The organism is Salinicoccus albus DSM 19776 (assembly GCF_000385175.1).
GTDB classification, from domain to species: Bacteria; Bacillota; Bacilli; order Staphylococcales; family Salinicoccaceae; genus Salinicoccus; species Salinicoccus albus.
The window spans coordinates 163550-184745 of the sequence record NZ_ARQJ01000031.1 but is presented as its reverse complement, the minus strand read 5'-3'; the positions used below and the strand labels follow the sequence as shown (position 1 = coordinate 184745).

21 protein-coding genes and 2 pseudogenes are annotated in these 21196 nt (G+C 44.0%); 19 read left to right on the top strand and 4 right to left on the bottom strand.

Annotated elements, in window-relative coordinates; genetic code table 11:
- The coding region (locus tag G343_RS15050) for a LysM peptidoglycan-binding domain-containing protein (RefSeq protein WP_020008255.1) at positions 1-405 on the bottom strand (405 nt) is incomplete at its 3' end.
- 600 nt (positions 406-1005) lie between these two features.
- Between G343_RS15050 and G343_RS0111280 the strand changes: the two genes are divergently transcribed.
- Positions 1006-1755, top strand: a complete 750-nt coding sequence (locus G343_RS0111280) for a hypothetical protein (RefSeq protein WP_020008254.1) — start codon at positions 1006-1008, stop codon at positions 1753-1755.
- Between the two features lie 87 nt (positions 1756-1842).
- Entirely contained in the window at positions 1843-2979 is a 1137-nt protein-coding gene (locus tag G343_RS0111275) for an O-antigen ligase family protein (protein WP_020008253.1), read from the top strand.
- Positions 2980-3048: 69 nt separating this feature from the next.
- Here G343_RS0111275 and G343_RS0111270 read toward each other — a convergent pair whose 3' ends face one another.
- Positions 3049-4122 (bottom strand): YkvI family membrane protein, encoded by a 1074-nt coding sequence (locus tag G343_RS0111270; RefSeq protein ID WP_020008252.1) that lies wholly within the window; start codon positions 4120-4122, stop codon positions 3049-3051.
- A gap of 361 nt (positions 4123-4483) precedes the next feature.
- On the opposite strand from G343_RS0111270, the gene G343_RS0111265 reads away from it, so the two are divergent.
- The 17 genes and pseudogenes from G343_RS0111265 to G343_RS15975 all read left to right on the top strand — a co-directional run bounded on the left by G343_RS0111265 (position 4484) and on the right by G343_RS15975 (position 18795).
- A complete protein-coding gene (locus tag G343_RS0111265) occupies positions 4484-5161 on the top strand; it encodes a YveK family protein (RefSeq protein WP_020008251.1) in 678 nt (225 codons plus the stop codon).
- A 13-nt stretch (positions 5162-5174) separates the two neighbouring features.
- Positions 5175-5879, top strand: a complete 705-nt coding sequence (locus G343_RS0111260; RefSeq protein WP_020008250.1) for a CpsD/CapB family tyrosine-protein kinase — start codon at positions 5175-5177, stop codon at positions 5877-5879.
- A gap of 3 nt (positions 5880-5882) precedes the next feature.
- Positions 5883-6686, top strand: a complete 804-nt coding sequence (locus G343_RS0111255) for a tyrosine-protein phosphatase (RefSeq protein ID WP_020008249.1) — start codon at positions 5883-5885, stop codon at positions 6684-6686.
- 9 nt (positions 6687-6695) lie between these two features.
- Positions 6696-8498: a polysaccharide biosynthesis protein gene (locus G343_RS0111250; RefSeq protein ID WP_020008248.1), complete on the top strand. Its 1803-nt coding sequence runs from the start codon at positions 6696-6698 to the stop codon at positions 8496-8498.
- Positions 8499-8575: 77 nt separating this feature from the next.
- Positions 8576-8795 (top strand): annotated as a pseudogene (locus G343_RS15990) (IS30 family transposase); the annotation flags it as partial.
- A 37-nt stretch (positions 8796-8832) separates the two neighbouring features.
- Positions 8833-9018, top strand: a pseudogene (locus tag G343_RS15985) (IS30 family transposase); the annotation flags it as partial.
- 109 nt (positions 9019-9127) lie between these two features.
- Positions 9128-9511 (top strand): RrF2 family transcriptional regulator, encoded by a 384-nt coding sequence (locus G343_RS0111240; RefSeq protein ID WP_020008247.1) that lies wholly within the window; start codon positions 9128-9130, stop codon positions 9509-9511.
- Between the two features lie 87 nt (positions 9512-9598).
- The gene (locus tag G343_RS0111235) at positions 9599-10492 is read left to right on the top strand and encodes an NAD(P)/FAD-dependent oxidoreductase (protein WP_020008246.1); all 894 of its coding nucleotides are present in this window, start codon (positions 9599-9601) and stop codon (positions 10490-10492) included.
- A gap of 767 nt (positions 10493-11259) precedes the next feature.
- A complete protein-coding gene (locus tag G343_RS0111230; RefSeq protein ID WP_020008245.1) occupies positions 11260-12642 on the top strand; it encodes an NAD(P)/FAD-dependent oxidoreductase in 1383 nt (460 codons plus the stop codon).
- A 35-nt stretch (positions 12643-12677) separates the two neighbouring features.
- Positions 12678-13457: an NAD(P)/FAD-dependent oxidoreductase gene (locus G343_RS0111225; RefSeq protein WP_020008244.1), complete on the top strand. Its 780-nt coding sequence runs from the start codon at positions 12678-12680 to the stop codon at positions 13455-13457.
- 129 nt (positions 13458-13586) lie between these two features.
- The gene (locus G343_RS0111220; RefSeq protein WP_020008243.1) at positions 13587-14714 is read left to right on the top strand and encodes an ethanolamine utilization protein EutH; all 1128 of its coding nucleotides are present in this window, start codon (positions 13587-13589) and stop codon (positions 14712-14714) included.
- Positions 14715-14781: 67 nt separating this feature from the next.
- Complete coding sequence (gene glpK, locus G343_RS0111215) at positions 14782-16278, top strand: glycerol kinase GlpK (protein ID WP_020008242.1); 1497 nt, start codon at positions 14782-14784, stop codon at positions 16276-16278.
- 228 nt (positions 16279-16506) lie between these two features.
- A complete protein-coding gene (locus G343_RS14650) occupies positions 16507-17271 on the top strand; it encodes a DeoR/GlpR family DNA-binding transcription regulator (RefSeq protein ID WP_020008241.1) in 765 nt (254 codons plus the stop codon).
- 208 nt (positions 17272-17479) lie between these two features.
- Positions 17480-17722: a hypothetical protein gene (locus G343_RS15645; protein WP_051087895.1), complete on the top strand. Its 243-nt coding sequence runs from the start codon at positions 17480-17482 to the stop codon at positions 17720-17722.
- On the top strand, positions 17683-17931 hold the full coding sequence (locus G343_RS15980; protein ID WP_211211842.1) for a transposase: 249 nt from the start codon (positions 17683-17685) through the stop codon (positions 17929-17931). The genes G343_RS15645 and G343_RS15980 overlap by 40 nt, the downstream gene beginning before the upstream one ends.
- Positions 17932-17992: 61 nt before the next feature.
- Positions 17993-18634 (top strand): transposase, encoded by a 642-nt coding sequence (locus G343_RS15635; protein ID WP_211211841.1) that lies wholly within the window; start codon positions 17993-17995, stop codon positions 18632-18634.
- Positions 18562-18795, top strand: coding sequence for a transposase (locus G343_RS15975; RefSeq protein WP_425413877.1), 234 nt, complete (start codon positions 18562-18564; stop codon positions 18793-18795). Before G343_RS15635 ends, G343_RS15975 begins: the two co-directional genes overlap by 73 nt.
- Before the next feature lie 623 nt (positions 18796-19418).
- Here G343_RS15975 and G343_RS0111200 read toward each other — a convergent pair.
- The gene (locus G343_RS0111200; protein WP_020008240.1) at positions 19419-20702 is read right to left on the bottom strand and encodes a TRAP transporter large permease; all 1284 of its coding nucleotides are present in this window, start codon (positions 20700-20702) and stop codon (positions 19419-19421) included.
- A complete protein-coding gene (locus tag G343_RS14635; RefSeq protein ID WP_020008239.1) occupies positions 20702-21193 on the bottom strand; it encodes a TRAP transporter small permease in 492 nt (163 codons plus the stop codon). Before G343_RS14635 ends, G343_RS0111200 begins: the two co-directional genes overlap by 1 nt.
- Positions 21194-21196: the final 3 nt, after the last annotated feature.

Sequence of the window (21196 nt, the reverse complement as noted above, 5' to 3'; positions counted from 1 at the left end):
TTCTTCCGTGACTGCTTCCTGGGTCGGTTCCTCCGTTGGCACCTCTTCGGTCGCTTCTTCAGTGTTTTCCGACTGAACCGGCTCTGCTTCAGTTTCCTGAACGGTCGCTTCTTCCGCCTCAACTGTTTCTTCCGCCGGCGCTTCCTCAACCAGGCTCAACAGCTGGCCCGGGTGAATCAGATGGTCTGAAATGCCGTTGATTTCCATCAATGCACGGTATGTGGTACCGAACTCGCTGGCGATCTTGCTCAGGGTATCACCCGGCATGACTTCGTATGTATCACTGCCGGCTGCTTGGGACTGCGTTGGTTCTGTTTGTTGTTCGTTACTCTCAGTCTCTGCTGTGTCATTCACTGCCTGCGTGATGTCTTCTGAATTTTCTCCAAGGACCAATTCCTGGTTCACAAGAATCAGATCGGAAGAAAGATCATTCCATTCCTTCAGTTCATCGACTGTGACATTATTCTTGAGGGCTATGCCCCAAAGCGTGTCTCCTGCTTTGACTGTGTAGGTTTCAGGTTCTGCGCTTAGCTTGATCTCCTGATTGATCTGAATAACATCAGAAGAAAGTTTGTTATACTCCTTCAGCTGAGTGACGGTCAGATTGTTGTCCTGCCCAATTTTCCATAGGGAATCTCCGGGTTCTGCGGTATGACTCGCTGCTGATAAATCGCTGGATAATCCTTACGCTGAAAATGCGGCTGTCGCTGTTAATGCAGTAATCACTTTCTTCATGTAAGTAATGTCCTCCAAACAGTTATGATATTTAAATTTTTGCAATATTTATACACATCACCCATATTACCAGACAGAATTTGAATTTGGGCGATGTAATCAAATTGTAACTTAAGTGTAATAAAAACCGATGATTTGAATATAGATGGGTTAAATGACTTACAGCGCATGCTGTTTTATCTTATTTGTAAATTTTTGTTTAGAGTGTGCGGGAAAAGGAAAAATAATAACATAAATGTATTTTTACAATATAAAGGGGAGGTGATCGTGATGAAACCCAGAATGCTGCCCATCGTTTTATTTCTTTTTTTAACCGGCTGCGGTTTTGAAGCGATGCCGCAGGAGAATTCCGATCCGAGCGCAGAAGAGACCGAAGAGGAGGAATCCACTGAAGAAACCGAAGTTTCCGGCAACTCAGTTGCGTTATCCGACACTCCATCTGGACATGCAGATCGCAGCTCAGAGACATCAACTGAGGAAGCATCCGATCCCGGTGAAGACCTCAGCCGGCAGACGGAAACTCAAACCGGAGACATACACACGGACATTGATGTGTTCTCTGAAAGGTTCATCAATGAATATTTCTCCGGCCCCCAGGAATATACGTTTGACGGTATCGAGGAAGGGATGACCCAGACGGAAATCGAAGCGCTGCTGGGTGCTCCGGATAAATATTATCCGGTTGAAGGTGGAGAGTACGCCATCTATGATCATCTGGCTGTCCGTTATTCGGCAGGCTTCAGTCACAGGGAAGGTTTTTACGCATACATCGAACCGGATCGGAACTATGTCACGGATACTGCAGTGTATATGGGCAAAACCTATGAAGAAGTCATTGCCCGTTACGGCGTACCGACACTCGGACTCAGCGATTACGAGCGGGTAGGGACCGGCTACCATGCAATGATCTATGACTGGACGCAGGGGAATGGTTACGCCGTCTATATTGATAATTATCGGGAAAACGTCATGGGACTGATGACAAAACGTGGAGAAATCAATCTCGACCGGCTGCCCTGAAGTGCTGTTTCAGCAATGCGCACATAATCCCAAGCGTCCCTATCCAGGAAATGATACCATGGGTTTGTATAAAAGGAGCTGGGGCTTATGGACATGACATGGGTGACGCGGTCGCTGTTCACATATGAAGGCGGGGTATACACCCTGATATTTGCGCTGATTTTCACATTAACGAATCTGGTGATGATTGACTTTTCGGGTTTGCAGACCGATGTAACGGGGCAGGAGCCATTTTTTATCCTCATGCTGGTCGCTATCCTGGTGTACCAGTATAAAAATTCATATATCGCTTTCTCCAGAGTGCGGATCATTTTCCTGTCCCTGTGGCTGCTGTACGTGCTGTCCATGGGCATCAGCATGGTGGCCGCCGATCATTTCGTCTGGAAGGAAGCGGTGATTCTGATGCTGATCACCCTGATCTTCTGTTTCCGGATGCCCAAATCACTGGTGCGCTACCTCGTCCTCGGCAGTCTGCTGAGTCTGCCGGCGCTTCTGCTGGCAGACCATACGTTAAACGAATCCGGCGCGACGCTGATCTTTGCATTTACCGCCGGACTGATGCTGGTGCCAAAATCCAACCGGGCGATGATTTTCTATATGCTGTCGATGTTTGCCGCCCTGCTCCTCATCACGACGAGCCGGACAGCCATCCTGTCCTATTTTATCATCCTTATCCTACAGCTGTCCTACATCAACCTGTACCAGCGGTTTGCCCGTCACAGGCAACGGTTTATCAAGGGGTTGCTTGCGGCGACGCTGATCCCGCTGGTGGTATTCATCCGGCCGATTTATCGATTCTTTACCACCGGCGCCATCAGCACCGGCGGTATCGACTGGAACGCGCTCACCTCCGGCCGGTCCGAACTGTGGGCAGCGGTATGGCGGGACAGGCAGTGGTTCGGGGGCGGACACAGTTATTTCGATTTCTCACAACTGCCGCATGCGCACAACATTTTCTTTGATACATTGGGCAGATATGGCATCATTACGGCGGTGTTTTTCGTTCTTCTGCTCGCGGGGCTGTTTCTGTTATCCGTCGTTTCGATAAACACCGTCCACATTGCGATGTATATGTTTATCTTCATCGTCATTGGCATGTTCGAGTACAGCTATCTGTTCATGTTTACTTATGTCCTGCCACCCGTCCTGTTCTTTGCACTGGCAAACGCTGTGGTGACGTATCACGAACAATCCGACCATATGATCAAAGCCCAAGGCCGTTAATGAGTGGCCTTGGGCTTTTATTTAAGTGTTTTTGAGGTGGGATGTGAGGTCCCGCCGCTGTTTATATTCTTACAGCAATTTCTTTTTTGTGAATTTGTTCTGTATCCATCTGACCGCCAGCATCAGTCCGATCAGCAGCCCGAGATAGCCGAGCAGCGGATAGACAAAGTTGACCAGGTCGACGAAACCGACGAGGCTGAGTATATAGCCGGCGACCAGCGCGATGAATAGGGCGATCGCATATCTTCTGCTGTAGGGTACCCAGAACCGTGAAAGGAACGGATAGAGCATGCCCACTGCTGTGTTATAGATGACCAGCAGCATGACGATGGTCAATGCAAAGCCGAGGATCGGATGGATCTCCCGGGCGAGCATCAGCGTCGGCAGCTCCGCCATATTGGTCGTATCGATCTGTGCCAGCAGTCCGCCATTCATCAATAAGAGCAGTACGAGCAGGATGACCCCGCCGTACAGTCCGCCGCGGCGGGCGATCTTATGGCGATCCGACTGGGCGCCGACAATGGACAATATACTGAATGCCATGGCCATGACGATCCCGCTGTAAGTGATGGCAGAGAACCACCATGGTCCGGGTGATGTGACACTCGGATCAATGTATTGGCCGACGTCGCTGAATGGTACGCTCGGGCTGAACATATTTACGGCAGCGATGATGAGGACAATCGCAATGAGAAATGGGGTGACTGCGCCGAGGGCGGTCAGTATCTTGTCGAATCCCATCATTAATGTGACCATCACTGCCAGCATCATAATCAGTGAACCGAGCCATGCGGGGACGCCAAAGCTTTCCTGAAATGCGGAGCCGCCGCCGGCCAGCATGATGACCATGACACCGTAGAGGAAGAAGATCAGGACCACATCGACGACTTTACCGAATGTTTTACCAAATAGTACATACGTCGGATCCAGATGGGATTCCGCATCGATGTGATTGCCGAGTTTCGCCGCCTGACGGCCGACGAACATAATCACTAAGGCTGATAAAATGGCCGCTGCATAGCTCCACTTCCCAAAGTTCGTAAAGAACTGCAGAATTTCCTGTCCGGTCGAGAAGCCCGCGCCAAGGACTACCCCGACATAAGCAAATCCAATTTTGATTGCTTCCTGTTGTCCAGATTTCAAAAAATCAGCTCCGAATTCTAGTATTCATTTATGATTTTTATGTGAAAAAATCGAAAAAAGGATGTGCTCAAATAAAAAAGACACCCTAAGGTGTATAGGATAAATAAAAAATCAAATATGAGAACACGTTCACAATAACTATCTTAAACATACAAAACTGCAATTTGTCAAAGTTGTCCAGCGAATTGTGCAAACTTACATTTTAAAAGTGTTTTATCTGATATAGCGTTCATCTATAATGAAACAAAGATTGCGATGAAATTTTCATTTTGGGTGTAGGAAAATGTTAGAAAGCATGTTACAGTTAAAAGCGTTGAACTTACAAATAGTAAGCTTATATTTCCGATGGTGGAGGCACAGTATGGAAGAGACGTTGAATTTAGAAGATATTCTCGAGGTTATTAAGAAACACTTATCGCTGATTGTCATACTGACATTGCTCTTTGGGGCGTTGGCCGCATTTGTGACCGCATTTCTGATGACACCGCAGTATGAAGCGAATACGCAGGTGCTGGTGAGCCAGTCCGAGGATTCGGAGTCCTCAGTGAACAATCAGGAGATTCAGGCAAGTCTGCAGCTGGTCAATACATATAGGGACATCATCACCAGCCCGGCGGTGCTGGATGATGTCGTATCGAACTTGGAATTAAACCAATCCACGAGTGAATTGGCGAATCAGATTACCGTCAACAATCAGGATCAGTCACAGGTAATCACGATCACTGTCACGGATGAATTGGCCGTAAATGCAGAAGCCATTGCCAATGAGGTGGCCACGGTCTTCCAGACACGGGTCGCAGAGGTCATGAATGTCAACAATGTTTCCATACTGGCGCCGGCGGATGTGGGGGAAGATCCGTCGCCGGTCTCCCCGCAGCCAATGATCAACATCGCGATCGGCCTGATACTGGGCGCATTGCTCGGTCTGGGGATCGCATTCCTGCGGGCGTTCCTGGACAAGCGTCTGAAGACGGAAGAAGAAATCCAAAAACATCTGGACTTGCCGGTACTGGGTACTGTGGCGAAGTTCGAAAAGTAAGGAGGGGAACGGAATGTTCAGAAAAAATCAAACACAATCTTCGTCAGATCCGAGAGAGCTGATTGTGGAGCGTGAACCAAAATCTCCAATCAGTGAAATGTTCCGGACGATCCGGACGAATATCACTTATTCAAGCGTTGACACGTCAGTCAAGTCCGTCCTCTTTACCTCCGCCACCCCGGATGCCGGGAAGTCGACGATTGCTGCTAATATGGCGATTGCGTACGCCCAGGCGGGCAATAAGACGATTCTGGTCGATGCCGATCTCAGGCGGCCGACGACACATTATACGTTTGAAATGCCCAACCAGAGAGGGCTTTCCACTTCGATCGTCAATGAAGTGCCGATGGAAAGCATCATCCGGGAAAGTGAAACGGAAAACCTGGATGTCGTCACGTCCGGTCCCGTGCCGCCCAATCCTGCGGAGTTATTGTCTTCAAAAAAAATGGGACACTTCCTGAAGACGGTGAGCCAGCAGTATGACATGGTCATCCTCGATTCTCCGCCGATTTTGGCGGTCACGGATGCCCAGCTGCTCAGCAAGGAAGCGGACGGTACGATACTCGTGACGGACACCGAAGCCAACAACCGGGATAGCCTGGCCCAGGCCAAGGATCTGCTTGAAAAGGCGGATGCGAATATTCTGGGTGTGGTCCTCAACAACAAAAAGATGGATAACAAAAAAGACAGCTACTATTACTACTACGGGAGTGAGTAACTGATGATTGATATCCATAATCATCTGCTGATCGGTGTGGATGATGGTCCGCAATCGGAGCAGGAAGCGATCGATCTCTTAAAACAGGCAAAAAACAACGGCATCACAGACATCATCACAACCCCGCATCATTATGGCGGGGATTATGTGAACCCCAAAAGTAAAATAATGGCTAATATGGATAAACTTACTGATATTATTGAACAACATCAGCTCGATATTAATGTCTATCCCGGTCAGGAAATCAGGATCAATGGTGATTTGGTGAAGGAACTCGAAACCGGTGTCAATCTCTCGCTCAATCAAACAAAATATGTGCTGATTGAGTTTTCGTTTACTGAAGTTGCGAATTATACCGAGCGATTGTTCTTCGATCTTCAGATGCAGGGGTACATGCCGGTGATTGCTCACCCGGAACGCATCCGTCCGATCACCAAGGATCCGAATCAGCTATATCATCTGGTGGAAAAAGGGGCGATTGCCCAAATCACCGCCGGCTCTGTGGCCGGTGCCCTGGGGGAAGGGCTGCAGCAGCAAAGCCTGGAGATGATCAGACACAATCACATCCACTTCGTCGGCAGTGATGCCCATCATGCCACCATGCGGCCGTTCATGCTGAAAGAGGCTTATGAAGTCATTGAAAGAGAGCTCGGCACTGATTATGTGGCGTATTTACAAAAGAATGCGGAAGCGATTCTGCATGACAAAGAAGTGACGGTCAAAGCACCGAAGCAATTTAACACCGCTGAACAGACAAAAAAGCATAAAAAGAAACGATCCATCTGGAGTTATTTCAAAGGAAAGTAGTGTGGTGTTATGGGAGCGAAACAGCGGTATTTTCTCCTGTTATTGGTCGATTCAATTATAGTAACCTTTTCGGTGTTTCTGGGCTATTACATCCTGGCACCGTTCTTCCTGCAGTATACGCTGCCGGTACTGGCAGTGACTTCAATTATACTGCTTATCAGTCACCACGTATTTGCATACACTTTCAATTTATATCACCGGGCATGGGAATACGCCAGTGTTCGGGAGCTCATCTCCATCGCCCAGGCCGTCACAGCAACGATACTCACGACATACATATTGAACATGTTACTGTTTCAGACGACGTTTACCAGACTGATGATCATCACCTGGATGATGCATCTGATCCTGATCGGCGGCTCCCGTCTATCGTGGCGGGTGAGCCGCAGATATATCGTGGGACAGAATTCAAATAATGAAAAGATGACCAAAACAATGATTGTCGGCGCGGGCAAAGGCGGGGTCATACTGATCAAGCAGATTATGGACACGCCGGGCATGGGCATGGATCCGGTTGTGGCTGTGGATGATGATCCGACGAAGCAGCGGATGGAACTGATCGGCAAAGTGAAGGTGGAAGGCACCCGGAAAGATATACATCGACTGATTTCCAAATACGGGATTAAAAAAGTGGTCATCGCCATTCCGTCCCTCAGTAAATCCGAGCTGAATGAAATTCATTCCGTCGCGAATGCCGACGGGGTGGAAGTCATGATCATGCCGAACATCGATGATATCATGACCGGCAGAGTAGAAGTGAATGCGCTGAAAAAGGTGGAAGTCGAAGACCTGCTCGGCCGGGAGCCGGTCGAACTGGACACGGACGGCATCGAAGACCAGGTCAGGGATAAGAGCATTCTGGTCACCGGTGCCGGCGGCAGCATCGGGTCGGAAATCGTCCGGCAGATCTCCAAGTTCCAGCCGAGAAAAATCGTACTGTTGGGACATGGGGAAAACAGTATTTATACCATACTGGAAGAAATGTCGCAGATAAAGGCAAATGTAGAATACTTTCCGGTCATCGCCGACGTGCAGGATAAAGAACGGATGCAGGAAGTATTTGAAGCTTACCAGCCCCATATCGTGTACCACGCCGCCGCGCACAAGCATGTCCCGTTGATGGAAGCCAACCCGAGAGAAGCGGTGAAGAATAACATCGTCGGTACGAAGAATACCGCAGAAGCCGCCTGTGAGTTTCAGGCAGAGAAATTCGTGATGATTTCAACAGATAAGGCAGTCAATCCCCCGAACGTCATGGGTGCAACGAAAAGAGTCGCAGAAATGGTCGTCCAGGCATTAGACGCAGAGGCAGAACATACAACACTCGTCGCAGTCAGGTTCGGCAACGTACTCGGCAGCCGCGGATCAGTTATTCCGAAGTTCAGGAAGCAGATAGAAGCGGGCGGCCCTGTCACAGTCACAGACGAACGAATGACCAGGTATTTCATGACCATGCCAGAAGCGTCAAGACTAGTCATCCAAGCGGGCACTTTAGCTGAAGGCGGAGAAGTATTTGTCCTGGATATGGGAGAACCGGTAAAAATTGTTGATCTTGCAAAGAATATGATTCGGTTTAGTGGGTTTAAAGAAGACGAGATAGGTATTGAAATTAGTGGGATAAGAGCTGGTGAAAAGCTTTATGAGGAACTGCTGGATGAAGATGAAATACATTCAGACCAAGTATATACAAAAATATATAGGGGTAAAACATTGACCTATCCTATTTCTGAAATTGAAAAAAATATTAATCGATTAGGAAATGAAAGCAATATTAAAGAACTGTTGCTGAATTATGTAAATCAAAGAGCGTAAAATAGTTTGTGTAAATGGATAAATAGAAAAAGGGGTGGGTGTAATGGAATTAAAAATGTATGCCCATGCTTTTTTGTCAAAATCCTAAAGAGGCACGGGGACGATTCAATAGTGGCACTTCTATTCGCAAACGGCCGAAAGCAGTCAGAAAAGCGGAAAGCGTTCGGTCACTGGGAGCTGGATACGGTGGTCTCCAGCCGGAGCAAAAGTAAAGGGTGTCCCGCCACTTTCTTCGAACGGAAAACTCAGTGGTATGTTGCCCTGAAAATGAAAGACCGTTCTGCCGACTCCATGGAACAGACATTGGGGGTTTGGTCTATTTCGCTGCCCCCTCTATGCGTCGTGGCAACGGGGGAGTAACGAACCCCCCAATAGCTCCTGCGGGAATTCTTTCCCAAACGTACAGATCTTGTCACTGATTTGAGGCGAATCCGTTCGCCAGGCGCTGTCTCTGATCAATCAGGAACCCAGAAAATGCTTGGGATGGAAAACTACTTTTACGATTGATTATTGCGCTTGATTGAGTCATGTATATATTAGTTGTGCAATCCGTTCAAGATTTCATGGTTGCAATATCTTTTATTTACAGTTATTATAGACTCATAATATCTATAATTAGAGGTGTAGAAATGAAGTTTTCACGAGGCACGGATTATGCATTGCACGCCATGGCTTATCTTGCTTCTCAGCAGGAGAAAGGCGGGAAGATACCGGTGCAGGAGCTTGCTGATAAACTGGCTGTTTCCAGCACTTACCTATCAAAAATCCTTGCGCGTCTGGTGAAAATGAAGTATATCATCGCCACCAGCGGGGCAAAGGGCGGGTATTCACTGCCTGCCGGCTGGGAAGATATATCGGTGTATAATGTCATTGTCGCCATCGATGGTGAACCGACACTGTTTGAAGACAGCTTCAATCATGGAGATGAGTGCAAGATCCAGCGGCTCATGATGGAAGTGGAAACGGATATGATAGAAGCTTTGAAAAACAGGCGTATTGTGGAACTGATATAGGCTGAAACGGTTTGTTAAGCAAATCGTTTTTAAAACCTTTAATTATGGATATTATAACTCTATAATATATTTTAAGGTGGAATGACTATGTATGATGCAATTATCATCGGCGGCGGACCGGCTGGTTTGAGTGCTGCTCTGAATTTTGGACGGGGATTGAAACGGACACTGATCATAGATGCGGAACAGCCAAGGAACAGCGTGACAGAGGTATCGGGTGGTTATCTGACCCAGGACGGTACCAGTCCGGATGAATTCAGGAGTCTTGCACAAAAAGATGTTTTGAATTATGAAGGGGTGTCTCTTGCGCATGACCGGGTAACGGATATTAATAAGAGCGGGGAGTATTTCACCGTATCCACTGCTTCCGATGAATTCACTGGCCGTCAGGTGCTGCTGGCAGCAGGTCTTAGGGAGGAAGCGCCGGATATCAAGAATTTTGAACAGTTTTACGGGACTTCCGTGTTCTATTGTCCCTGGTGTGACGGCTATGAACTGAAAGACCGGAGGCTTGCCGTCATGGTCGATGAAGATGCCATCGGCCATCTGGTCATGTTGATCGCTAACTGGAGCAGCGACCTCCTCATATGTACGAATGGTAAAAATATAATCTCCGAAGAAAATAAGGAAATGTTCGAAAGTAAAGGGTTTAAGTATAACGAAAATGTCATTTCAGAGATGACCGGAGGGGATGGTAGAGTGGAGTCGCTGGTATTCGATGATGGTACAATTGAAAATGTTGAAGGGATGATTGCCAAGATGAGCTGGGATACTCAATTTGATTTCCTGGGAACGCTTAATCCAAAAAGGGAAGAGAGCGGCAAACTGGAAGTGAGTCAGTTTGGCGAGACCTCAGTACCAGGGCTTTTTACAGCCGGCGAAACAAAAACCAATTTCTCCGGACAGCTGATCAATGCTGCGGCTGACGGCGCCGATGTTGCAAAATTCATGATGATGCAGTTGATCCAGGAAGACTTCTAAGGCGCTGGCCACCTTTATTTCCGATATTGAATAACAGCTTTAACGCGCGCGGGTTGTTGAATTCGAAAGGAGTGCAACTGGATACTGATATTTATAAAGTATATGAGCAATTTTTAGATGTCTTATCTTTCCATGAAAATGAAAAAGTGTAACATTTGGTTTGGACAACTTCTTATGAATTCTTTCAAAATCCATTAAATGTCTCTCATTCATTTCCTGCTTTTTTTGGATAAAGGAAGTTTTAACCAAGGATCAGTCATTTCATCATCTAATGGCAGTTTCATTTCTTTCTTCTCCGCAAGTTGAGTCACTTCTGTAACTAACTTTTTGACGAGAATGATTTGTAATCATAGCGAGTCCCCGAAATGAGACACCCCCCAATGTAATTCCAAAATCTTTCGATATGGAAACATAAAAAACTCTTATATTCTTTAATGTCACGCCTAAGATTAATAACTTCCCATAGGCATGCCCAATAAGAATACAAGAGTTTTTATTGATGCTGGTAAATTATTCTGCAACCAGTGGTAAAAATATCCGCAAGATTGGTACAAGTTAGATGCAATAATCAGCGCTCTTCTTTATGGGCAGTATTCTTTGATCAAAATCTGACCCAGGATTATATTGGGTTATAAAATATTTTAAATTTTCTAAAATATATTGACAAGCAGTATTTTATGAAATATAGTTCATATTATATTACAAAAGTAAATTATAAATATAACTTTGTAAAATATAATAAATCTTATAAGAAAGTAGGATTATGTATGAAACAGGTGGATGTCCTGGTGATTGGCGGTGGGGTTGTGGGGAGCGCTATTCTGCACAAGTTATCTTCATTAAACATTAAAGCTGCTCTCATTGAAAAAGAACCAGATTTATGTGAAGGGACCAGCAAGGCAAATAGTGCGCTGCTTCACACCGGTTTTGATGAACCGGTTGATAGTATTGAAGCTGAATGTCTTATCCGGTCACAGGCTTTATGGTTAAATATTATTGAAAACCATAATTTGTCCTATGAGGAAAGAGGTGCGGTGATGGTGGCTTTCACCGAAGAGGAGAGAAAAGTCATAGAGGATAAATATATGGAAAATGCAAGATTGAATGGCGTTATGGTCCGCTGGTTAACCCGAGAAGAAATACTTGCGAAGAACCCTGGTGTTAATAAGGATTGTATCGGCGGATTGTTCATTGAAAAGGAAGGGATCATCGACCCTTTTGAAGCTACTTACACTTTTGCTGAAGTCGCAGTGTTAAATGGTGCTGAGGTTATGTTGAATAGTGAAGCTGTACAGATCTCTCCTGATAATGAAGGGTTTGTTGTCACTTTAGGAAATGATTCCAAAATACAGGCTTCCTACATTGTGAATGCTGCCGGGCTTCATGGAGATGTAATCGCCAGATTGATAGATGATGACAGTTTCACCTTGAAGCCCAGGAAGGGACAATTCATAGTGACGAAAAGCCACATCGATATCGAGAATATTATTTTACCCGTCCCCACCCCTATTTCAAAAGGAAAATTGGTGACTCCCGCGGTTTTCGGAGGGCATCTTCTGGGCCCTACTGCAGAAGATATGGAGGATAAGGAAGATAAATCAACGACGGAAGATGGGCTGGAAGAAATACTAGAAGGATGTGAAAAGATGGTACCCGCAGCGCGGACTTTTACTACGGTGCGGCAATATGCGGGCCTTCGCTCTGTTTATGCCGGCGGCGATTATATTCTTCGGCCATCAGACTATGATAAAAGAATGATCCACGTCGCCGGCATCCGATCCACCGGTCTTTCTGCAGCACCAGGGATTGCGGAAAAAACCGCAGAAATGCTTGAAGAGATTGGGGCAAGTTTTGATGAAAAAAATGACTGGGAACCGAATCTATCAAAATTGACTTCCGGAAAAGAATCGACTGATGAAATGGTTTGCTTATGTAAATCCGTTACTAAGAATGATATTGTTCAAGCTTTAAACCGCTCAATCGCTCCAGCTTCACTGGATGGCGTAAAAAGAAGAACTGAAGCGATGTTGGGAGAATGCCAGGGGAGTTGCTGCATACCTAAAATTATCGACTTGATGGGGGAGAATCAGAATATTGAGGGTTTGCCTGTTAAAGGAGGTCGAAATACCGACATGGCATTTAAAGATTAATTATGGTTAAAAGAATGTAAATAGGAGGGTTTAATATGGTTTTCGATACGGTCATCATCGGCGCCGGGTTGACGGGTTTAAGACAGGCACTTGTCTTGTATGCGGATAATCGGGAAAACGTGCTTATTATAGATTATGAGGAAAAGATGGGCGGATTTTATAGTGATAATGGAATATTGGAAAAGAAGGAAGACAGAAAAATTGTTGCTCAGGCTGAAAATCTGCCTTATGCATTTTGGGGGAAATCAACCGCCATTGATATAGAGACAGATGAAAATGTAAATGTACTCACCGTACAGACGGAAATTGGTTCCCGTGAGGTGAAGGCCTCTCAAATTATAATCACCACCGGCACACTTGAAAAACCGAGAGGTGCAAACTGGATCCCCGGGTCCAGGCCGGCCAGCGAAATGACACCGTCTCTGGCGTTGAGTTTTATCGAACGCGGTTATATCCCGGGAATGCGGCCGTTGATTATCATTGATAATGATATCTCACAAATAGTTGCTGATAGATTAAAAGATCATCCTGACTGTCAAGTGACGAAGGAATATGCAAAGGATGTGGAGATCCTTGATATTGAAGGAGATCCCCGCGTAACTGGTGTAAGAGTGTTGGGTAAAAATGATGGAAAAGAGAGAAAGGTAAGTTGTGATTCTTTCATATACAGTCATGGAAAGATGCCCAATACTGCATTTCTGCGCATGTCTGATATCGGATTGGATGATTTGGGTTTTATCCGCACCAATGCATATGGGGAAACGACGCTTCCCGGCATCTATGCTTACGGAGACTGTGCCGTACAAGTCAGGTAATAGAAACTTTTGTGTTTAATCTAAGGTTTTCCCTGGAAATTTGAAAGCGGTTCCTTTTAATGGACATGAAGCACTGAAAGTTTGCACAGATTACTGGTACATATTAAACAAAATTCGGAGGGGTATACAATGTCTTTTGATGAAGTAATAATCGTTGTTATGGCGCTAGGGATAATTATCGGAGGATTTGACAGGGTCATTGGTAACAAGTTCGGGCTGGGAGAAAAGTTTGAAGAAGGATTTTATGCAATGGGACCGATCGCTCTGGGAATGGTGGGAATCGTATCTCTATCCCCTGTAATTGCGGATGTTCTTGGGCCTGTCCTTATCCCGGTGTTTGGTTTTATTGGTGCAGACCCCGCAGTTTTCGCCTCTATCCTGGCGATTGACATGGGTGGATACCAATTGGCATTGGACTTGGCGAACGATGAGCAGGCCGGCGTATTATCAGGAGCCATACTGGCTTCGATGCTTGGATGTACTTTAGTATTTTCCATTCCTGTTGGACTGGGACTGATTGACTTTAAAGACAGACCATTTTTCGCCAAAGGCCTGTTGGCAGGGCTCACAACCATACCTTTCGGCGGACTTGTGGGCGGACTGGTAGCTGGTTATGATATTGGTCTAATACTTATTAATCTGGTTCCTATCATCATTTTATCTGCAATCGTCATATTCGGATTAATATATTTTCCCAATCTCTCTATCAATTGTGCACTGTTATTTGCAAGATTCCTTGTTATTGTAATAACAATCGGTCTGGCTGCTTCTGCGTTCGAATTTCTGACAGGCTTTGTACTGATTCCAGGGATGGCACCAATTATGGATGGTATTGAGATTGTGGGGAGTATAGGAATAATCTTGCTGGGTGCTTTCCCGATCGTTCACCTAGTCATCCGAGTATTAAAAAAGCCTCTGGAGAAAATCGGAGAAAAATTTGGGATGGATTCCACTTCAGCAGGAGGAATTGTCATTTCCATAGCTAACAGTGTGCCAGTTTATCCAATGATAAAAGATATGAACAACCGGGGCAAAGTGATCAACGTCGCATGGATCGTTCCTGCCACTGCTGTTCTTGGGGACCACTTAGGCTTCATCGGAGGGGTCAATCCGGAGATGATCGTCGCTTTAATATCAGGTAAAGTAGCCGCAGGCATCCTGGCGATTGGGGTCGCTTATTGGTTGAGTGCTGATCTAGAGAGCACCGAGAAACAAAGCGAGGAATTGATGAAGAAACATCAAGAAAGTGTCGTGTAGCAGATACATTAGTGATTTTTCTAATGTCATATCTTTAAGTGAATGAAAGAAGTGAGGAGGAATCCATATGCAAGAGAAAAAGTATTTCATGGGAGTAGACCAGGGCACAACAGGTACAACAACTCTCATACTAGATGAAAAATGGGAAGTTTTTTCACAAGGATATGCTGAACATACACAGTACTATCCTCACCCTGGATGGGTAGAACATGATGCAAATGAAATATGGATAAAAATGAAAGAAGCAATTAACATTGCATTGGAAAAAGGTGAGATAGGAATCAATGATATTACAGCGCTCGGCCTGGACAACCAGGGAGAAACTGCAGTGGTATGGGACGTTGAGACCAGAGAGCCCATCTATAATGCGATTGTATGGCAGGACCGACGTGTCGATAAGGAAGCCGATCGCCTGAGCGAAGAATGGGGTGATGTGATAAAAGAAAAAACAGGTATTTTTGTGGATTCTTATTTTTCGGCTTTGAAAATTAAATGGATACTGGAAAATGTGGCGGGTGCACGGGAAAAAGCAGAGAGAGGCGTGCTGTTAGCGGGGACCCTCGATTCCTGGCTGATTTGGAAAATGACAGACGGCAGACTGCATATCACTGATAAATCTACAGCTTCACGAACGATGCTATATAATGTTGACACAGGCAATTGGGATCAGGAGATCCTGGATAGATTGAATATTCCTAAGCGCTTGATGGCTGACATTCGCTCGACCAGTGAATATTATGGGGATACTGAACCAGACAAATTCATGGGAGGGTCAGTGCCAATTGCCGGTAGCATCGTAGATCAACAGGCAGCTTTATTCGGCCAATCCTGTTTCAAGCCCGGTATGGTAAAGACGACTTATGGGACAGGGTGTTTCATGGTGATGAATACAGGAGATAAAGCTGTTAGTTCTGATAACGGGCTGCTTAATGTAATCGCCTGGGACCTTGATGGACAGACTTGCTATGCATTGGAAGCTGGGATTTATATTGCTGGTGCTGCGATCCAATGGTTACGGGACGGCATAAAAATCATTAATGGACCGGATGAAATTGATGAGATGGCAGCATCCGTACCAGATACAGATGGCGTTTATTTCATACCTGCTTTTACTGGCTTAGCTGCGCCTTATTGGGACCAATATGCAAGAGGAACAATGGTGGGAATTACGGCGGGCACAACAAGAGAACATATCGTACGAGCTACTCTGGAAGGGATAGCTTATCAGGTGAAAGAAAACTTCGATCTCATGGAGAGAGACTCCGGTATGGAAATTGAAGTAATGCGTGTTGATGGGGGACCCGTAAAGAATGAATTTCTCATGCAATTCCAGGCAGATTTATTAGGTGTGCCGATTGATGTCCCTTATATTACTGAAACGACGGCACTCGGTTCTGCATACATTGCTGCTTTGGCAATGGATGAGTTCGATAGTGTAGAGGAAATTGACGCTAAATGGAAATTAAAGAAACGGTATACCCCAAAAATCACCTCTGAAGAACGTAAGGCGCTCATGAAAGGGTGGAGGAAAGCTGTCGAACGTTCGAAAAGCTGGGTGGAGTAATGATTTTCTTCAGTCCTGCCGTCCGATTATGGTGATTGAAATCGAGAGTAATATAGGATAAAGTAGTTATTATCAAAACCTGGTCCAGGGGTTACTTTGTGATGATTTAACTTTACCTGAATCGGGTTCTTTTTCAATATATTAATGCAAAACTTTATGAATGATTGAACTACATATTTTCTATTTAAAACACACATATATTATATGAAGGATTAGGGGTAGAAGTTCATGCTTCAAAACGAGCGTCGAGAAATAATACTTCAAAAATTGGCTAGTGAAAAGTCCGTTCGCACTACTGAACTGTGTGAACTATTTAATATTTCCAGACAAACCGCCCATAAGGATATTGATTTTCTGGCCTCAGAAGGGAAATTGAAAAAAGTCCATGGCGGGGGAATTATTGAGAAGAAATCTGCTGAGCCGCCATTCCAGAGTAGAAATAACTTACATTTAATTCAAAAAGAAGCTATTGTAAAAAAAGCTGTGGAATATGTGCAAAATGGGGACACCATCTATCTTGATATTGGTACCACTATCAATCACATGCTCCCTCATCTAAAAAATATATCTGATTTGACCATTATAACCAATTCAGTCTATGTAGCATATATTCTTGGCAATAACGAAAACATCAGTATTATCTTAAGCGGCGGCATCATGCGGAGTACAGAACTTTCATTATCCGGCAGCATGTCCATGCAAAATTTAGAACGTTATTATGTAGACAAAAGTTTCTTCGGCATTGGCGGGTTCTCCAATACAATCGGGTACACAGATTACCATATTGAAGAATCAGACATTAGAAGGTTGATGCTCAATCACTCCAATAAATCCATCGCATTGCTGGACTATTCTAAATTTGATGTATTGGCCATCTCTCAATTTGCAAAAATAGATGAGATCGATGTGGTCGTCACTGATGAGGATGCCCCGGAAGAATCAATCAAACTGTTGAGGGAAGCAGATGTACATGTGGATGTGGTTGATATATAAGGGGGAATAGAAAAATTTTAGCGTTCTCTCTTTATTACAAATTAAAGTTATTATTTTTAGTAGTATCGGTTATTTTCTAGGTCCTATAATAAACACGGTTGATGACTCAAACGTCATTAATCGTATTTTTCTGTAAAACGGTATAAAAAGGGCGCAAATGTTCTTTATAATGAAGTCACCCCAAATCATAAAAAGGACATCTACGCCTATGAAACAGTTTATATTATCTGTACTCCAAATTAAAGCACATAACATCGATTTCACCCATACAGAGGTGGAAGAAGCCATCCATAAAGGCATTAAATCTCTGTTTATTACGGCCAAGCTCACGTATGATCCGACGCATTGCCCAGAATGCGGCTGTATCAATGCGCAGTTCAGTATTGTTAAAAATGGACCCGGGTATCGAGAATTACCCTGCCGCATATTTCTGGTCTGCCCGCGTTCCTGAAGCTGGCCAAACAACGGTATCTGTGTAAAGCGTGCGGGCCCAGTTTTACCGCTGAGACACAGATTGTCGATCGACACTGTCGTATTTCCACGCGCACCCGGCAGTGGATCGCCCATCAATGCAATCAACGACTAACGGAACAGTACATTTCAGAAATGGCGAGTGTCTCGACAACGACCGTGCGCCGGGTGATTGACCAGACGGCATAGGCCATCCGTCAGCGTCCGACACGCCTTGCCGGAGAATCTCTCATTTGATGAGTTTAAAAACGTGAAGTCGGTCGATTCGGCCATGAGCTTTATATTCTGTGATGCGGTCAGCCATCGGGGGATTGACATTGTCGAAGACCGGAAGCAAGAGGCATTAATGCGGTACTTCCTGCGATACGACCGATTAGCCAGACACCGGATGAAGACCGTAACCATTGATATGTATGCGCCCTACATCAATGGGGTTCAAACCTGTTTTCCGCATGCGAAACTGATCATTGATCCGTTTCATCTCGTCCAGGCACTCAACCGTGAGGTCAATCGGACCCGGATTCAAGTGATGAATCAATACCGGCATCAATACCGGCCGCTGTACAATAAGTTTAAACGCTACTGGAAACGCCTGTTAAAACATCCGAAGCATCTGCCCCGCGCGAAATATAAAAAATATCGCTTATTCCCGGAATGGAAAACCAGCCATGGCATTGTGCAGTATCTGCTCGATGTGGATGACACGCTGGGCAGTAATCATGAATACGCCCATGCCCTGGCCGAAGCATTAAAAAAAGAGACATCGACCATTTCAATACACTCATTCACAACGCCTCCGCGCAGCCGCTCTCACCGGGCATGCGCAGAGTCTTACGCACATTTAAAAAGTACAATGAATATATCACCCATACCCTGGCGTATCCCACTCTAACCAATGGGCCGATCGAAGGCATCAACAACAGTATCAAAACATTAAAGGGGGTGGCTTTTGGCTATCGGAACTTTGTGCATTTTAGAGACCGGATACTATTGATGTCACGGTTATACCAGCCCGAAACAAAACGAGCGTCCAACTCGCAGAAAGCCAGTTAGACGCTCGGGCTTCAACGCCCATCAATCCTATTTGACTTAGAGCCCCTGATCTTCTGGTGTTGCCATTTCATCTGAAGATAAGTCTTTTAATACAATATTATATTAATCAGGAACAGTTTTTTGCCATACTCCAATTGTTGGGCTCATCGTAGATCCAGGTGCTATTACGTTGATTCAAAGGTTTTCTTTGTCGTATTGGAGGGTCATAGAATGAGTCGACTCGATAATGGCAAATTTATATGACGTATACCCTGAAAAATTTGGTACAGCTTAAAGCATCCACTTTCCCGGAGGTCATAGTAAAATTGAACCGCATCATTTTTAGCCATGGCACTCACTACACGCTTAATAGAATAAAATGTTTCATATAAAGCGACCTTCATTTTATTCCAAGTATTAGGGTCTGTATTGTTTCTTTCTATCTTTACTAAAACTGTCTTAACATTATTATGAGTAAAAACTAATTTTCCAAATTTCACTATTTTTCATCAGCAAACATTACTATTACATCTGTTTTTACCAATATGATTGGACTCGTATAGAAAACCCTGGGGAGATTTGTGTCAAAGACCCTGATTTAACTCCCACTAATTGGATTATTGTCTTTCTTTTTATCTCTTAGATTACTCCAATAAATTAGGTAATAACATTGAGACGACAGGTACGTAAGCAATGATTAAACAAGCTAAAATTAATAATCCCCATATTGGTTTCACTTCTTTTATAAATTTATCGATTCTTGTTTTAGTTATGGAACTGGTAATAAACATAATAGTACCTATTGGTGGTGTAATAGTACCAAGACTCATAGTCATAATGAAGAATATACCAAAATGGACTGGATCAATGTTATATGCATCTAACATTGGAATAAAAATAGGAGTTAAAATAATTAATAGCACATTTCCTTCTACAAACATACCCAGCACTAGTAAAATTATTAAAACTGCAAATAAAAATAGAGATGGGTTTTCAATCGATGCGGTTATAATATTTGTCAATGTTTGTGGTAATCGTTCTAACGTAAATACCCATCCTAATACGGTTCCTGCGGAAATAATAATCATAACCGTGGATATAATGTGTACAGATTCTTTAAAAGCGTTAAGTAAATCTTTAAAATTCATTTCTCTATAGATAACAAATCCTAAAAACAATGCATATAAAACAGCTATAGCTCCTGCTTCTGTAGGACTGAAAATACCTAGCCTAATACCACCAATAATAATTACTGGTAAAAATATAGCAAGCAAAGCATCTTTAGAAGCAATTAAAAGTTCTTTGAAGGAAGCCCTTTCTGTAACTTCTGTTTCGAACCCACGTTTTTTTGCCGTGAAGTGTACATAAATTAAAAGCAAAATACTTAGCATTAAGCCTGGTATAATGCCTGCAAGAAACAAGTCACCGATGGAAACATTCCCGATATATCCATAAAGTATTAAGGCGATACCAGGAGGAATAATGGGGGTGATTATTGAACTTGATGCTGTTAAAGCTGTAGAGAAACCTTTATCATAACCTTTCTTGGTCATCTCAGGTACCAGTATTTTGGATTGCATCGAAGCATCTGCTACGTTAGAACCTGACAAGCCTCCCATCAAAACGCTTAATAAAACATTGACTTTAGCGAGACTTCCTGTCATATGACCAATTGCTACTTGTGCAAATCTTACTATTCTAGTTGTAATTCCTGTATAATTCATTAAAATACCTGCAGTTATAAAAAAGACAATGGCAAGTAATGGGAAAGATTCGACTCCACCAATCATCTGTTGAACTAGCGCTTCATTAGTAAAAGCATCGTTTGCTATAAAATAAAATGCAGAAGCAATAAGTATAGATAGAGCAACTGGTACATTAATCAATAGCGATATCAACATAATTATAAAAGTGATAATTAAAAGCATTATTCCACCTCCTCTTGATCAAACAGAATATCATTTTTTCGTTTTACTAAAATCTGTATTATGTGGAATACAGAAAGAGTTCCGCCAACAGGAACAGCTAAATGTATCCATTCATATCCTATTCTAAGTACTGGAGTAACATTCCAAGATGATTGAATTGTTAGTACAAAACCCCATATAACGAAAATTAAGGATATAGCCAAAAGTGTAATAATCATAATTAAATATTGGTTTTTTTTAAAAATTTTTTCAGGTAACTTTTTTACAAAATAGTCAATACTGACATGATCATTTCTTTTCATTACTACACTAAATCCAGTGAAAGTTAACCAAACGAATAATCCTAAACTCACTTCCTGTGTCCATGCAATTGAAGTATTGAAAAAAAACCTGGAGAAAATATTAGCACTAACAATGCCTATTATTCCTGAAAGGGCTAAGATGCTAAGAACCTCGTCTAATTTATTTATCGTTCTGATGATAATTTGCAAACT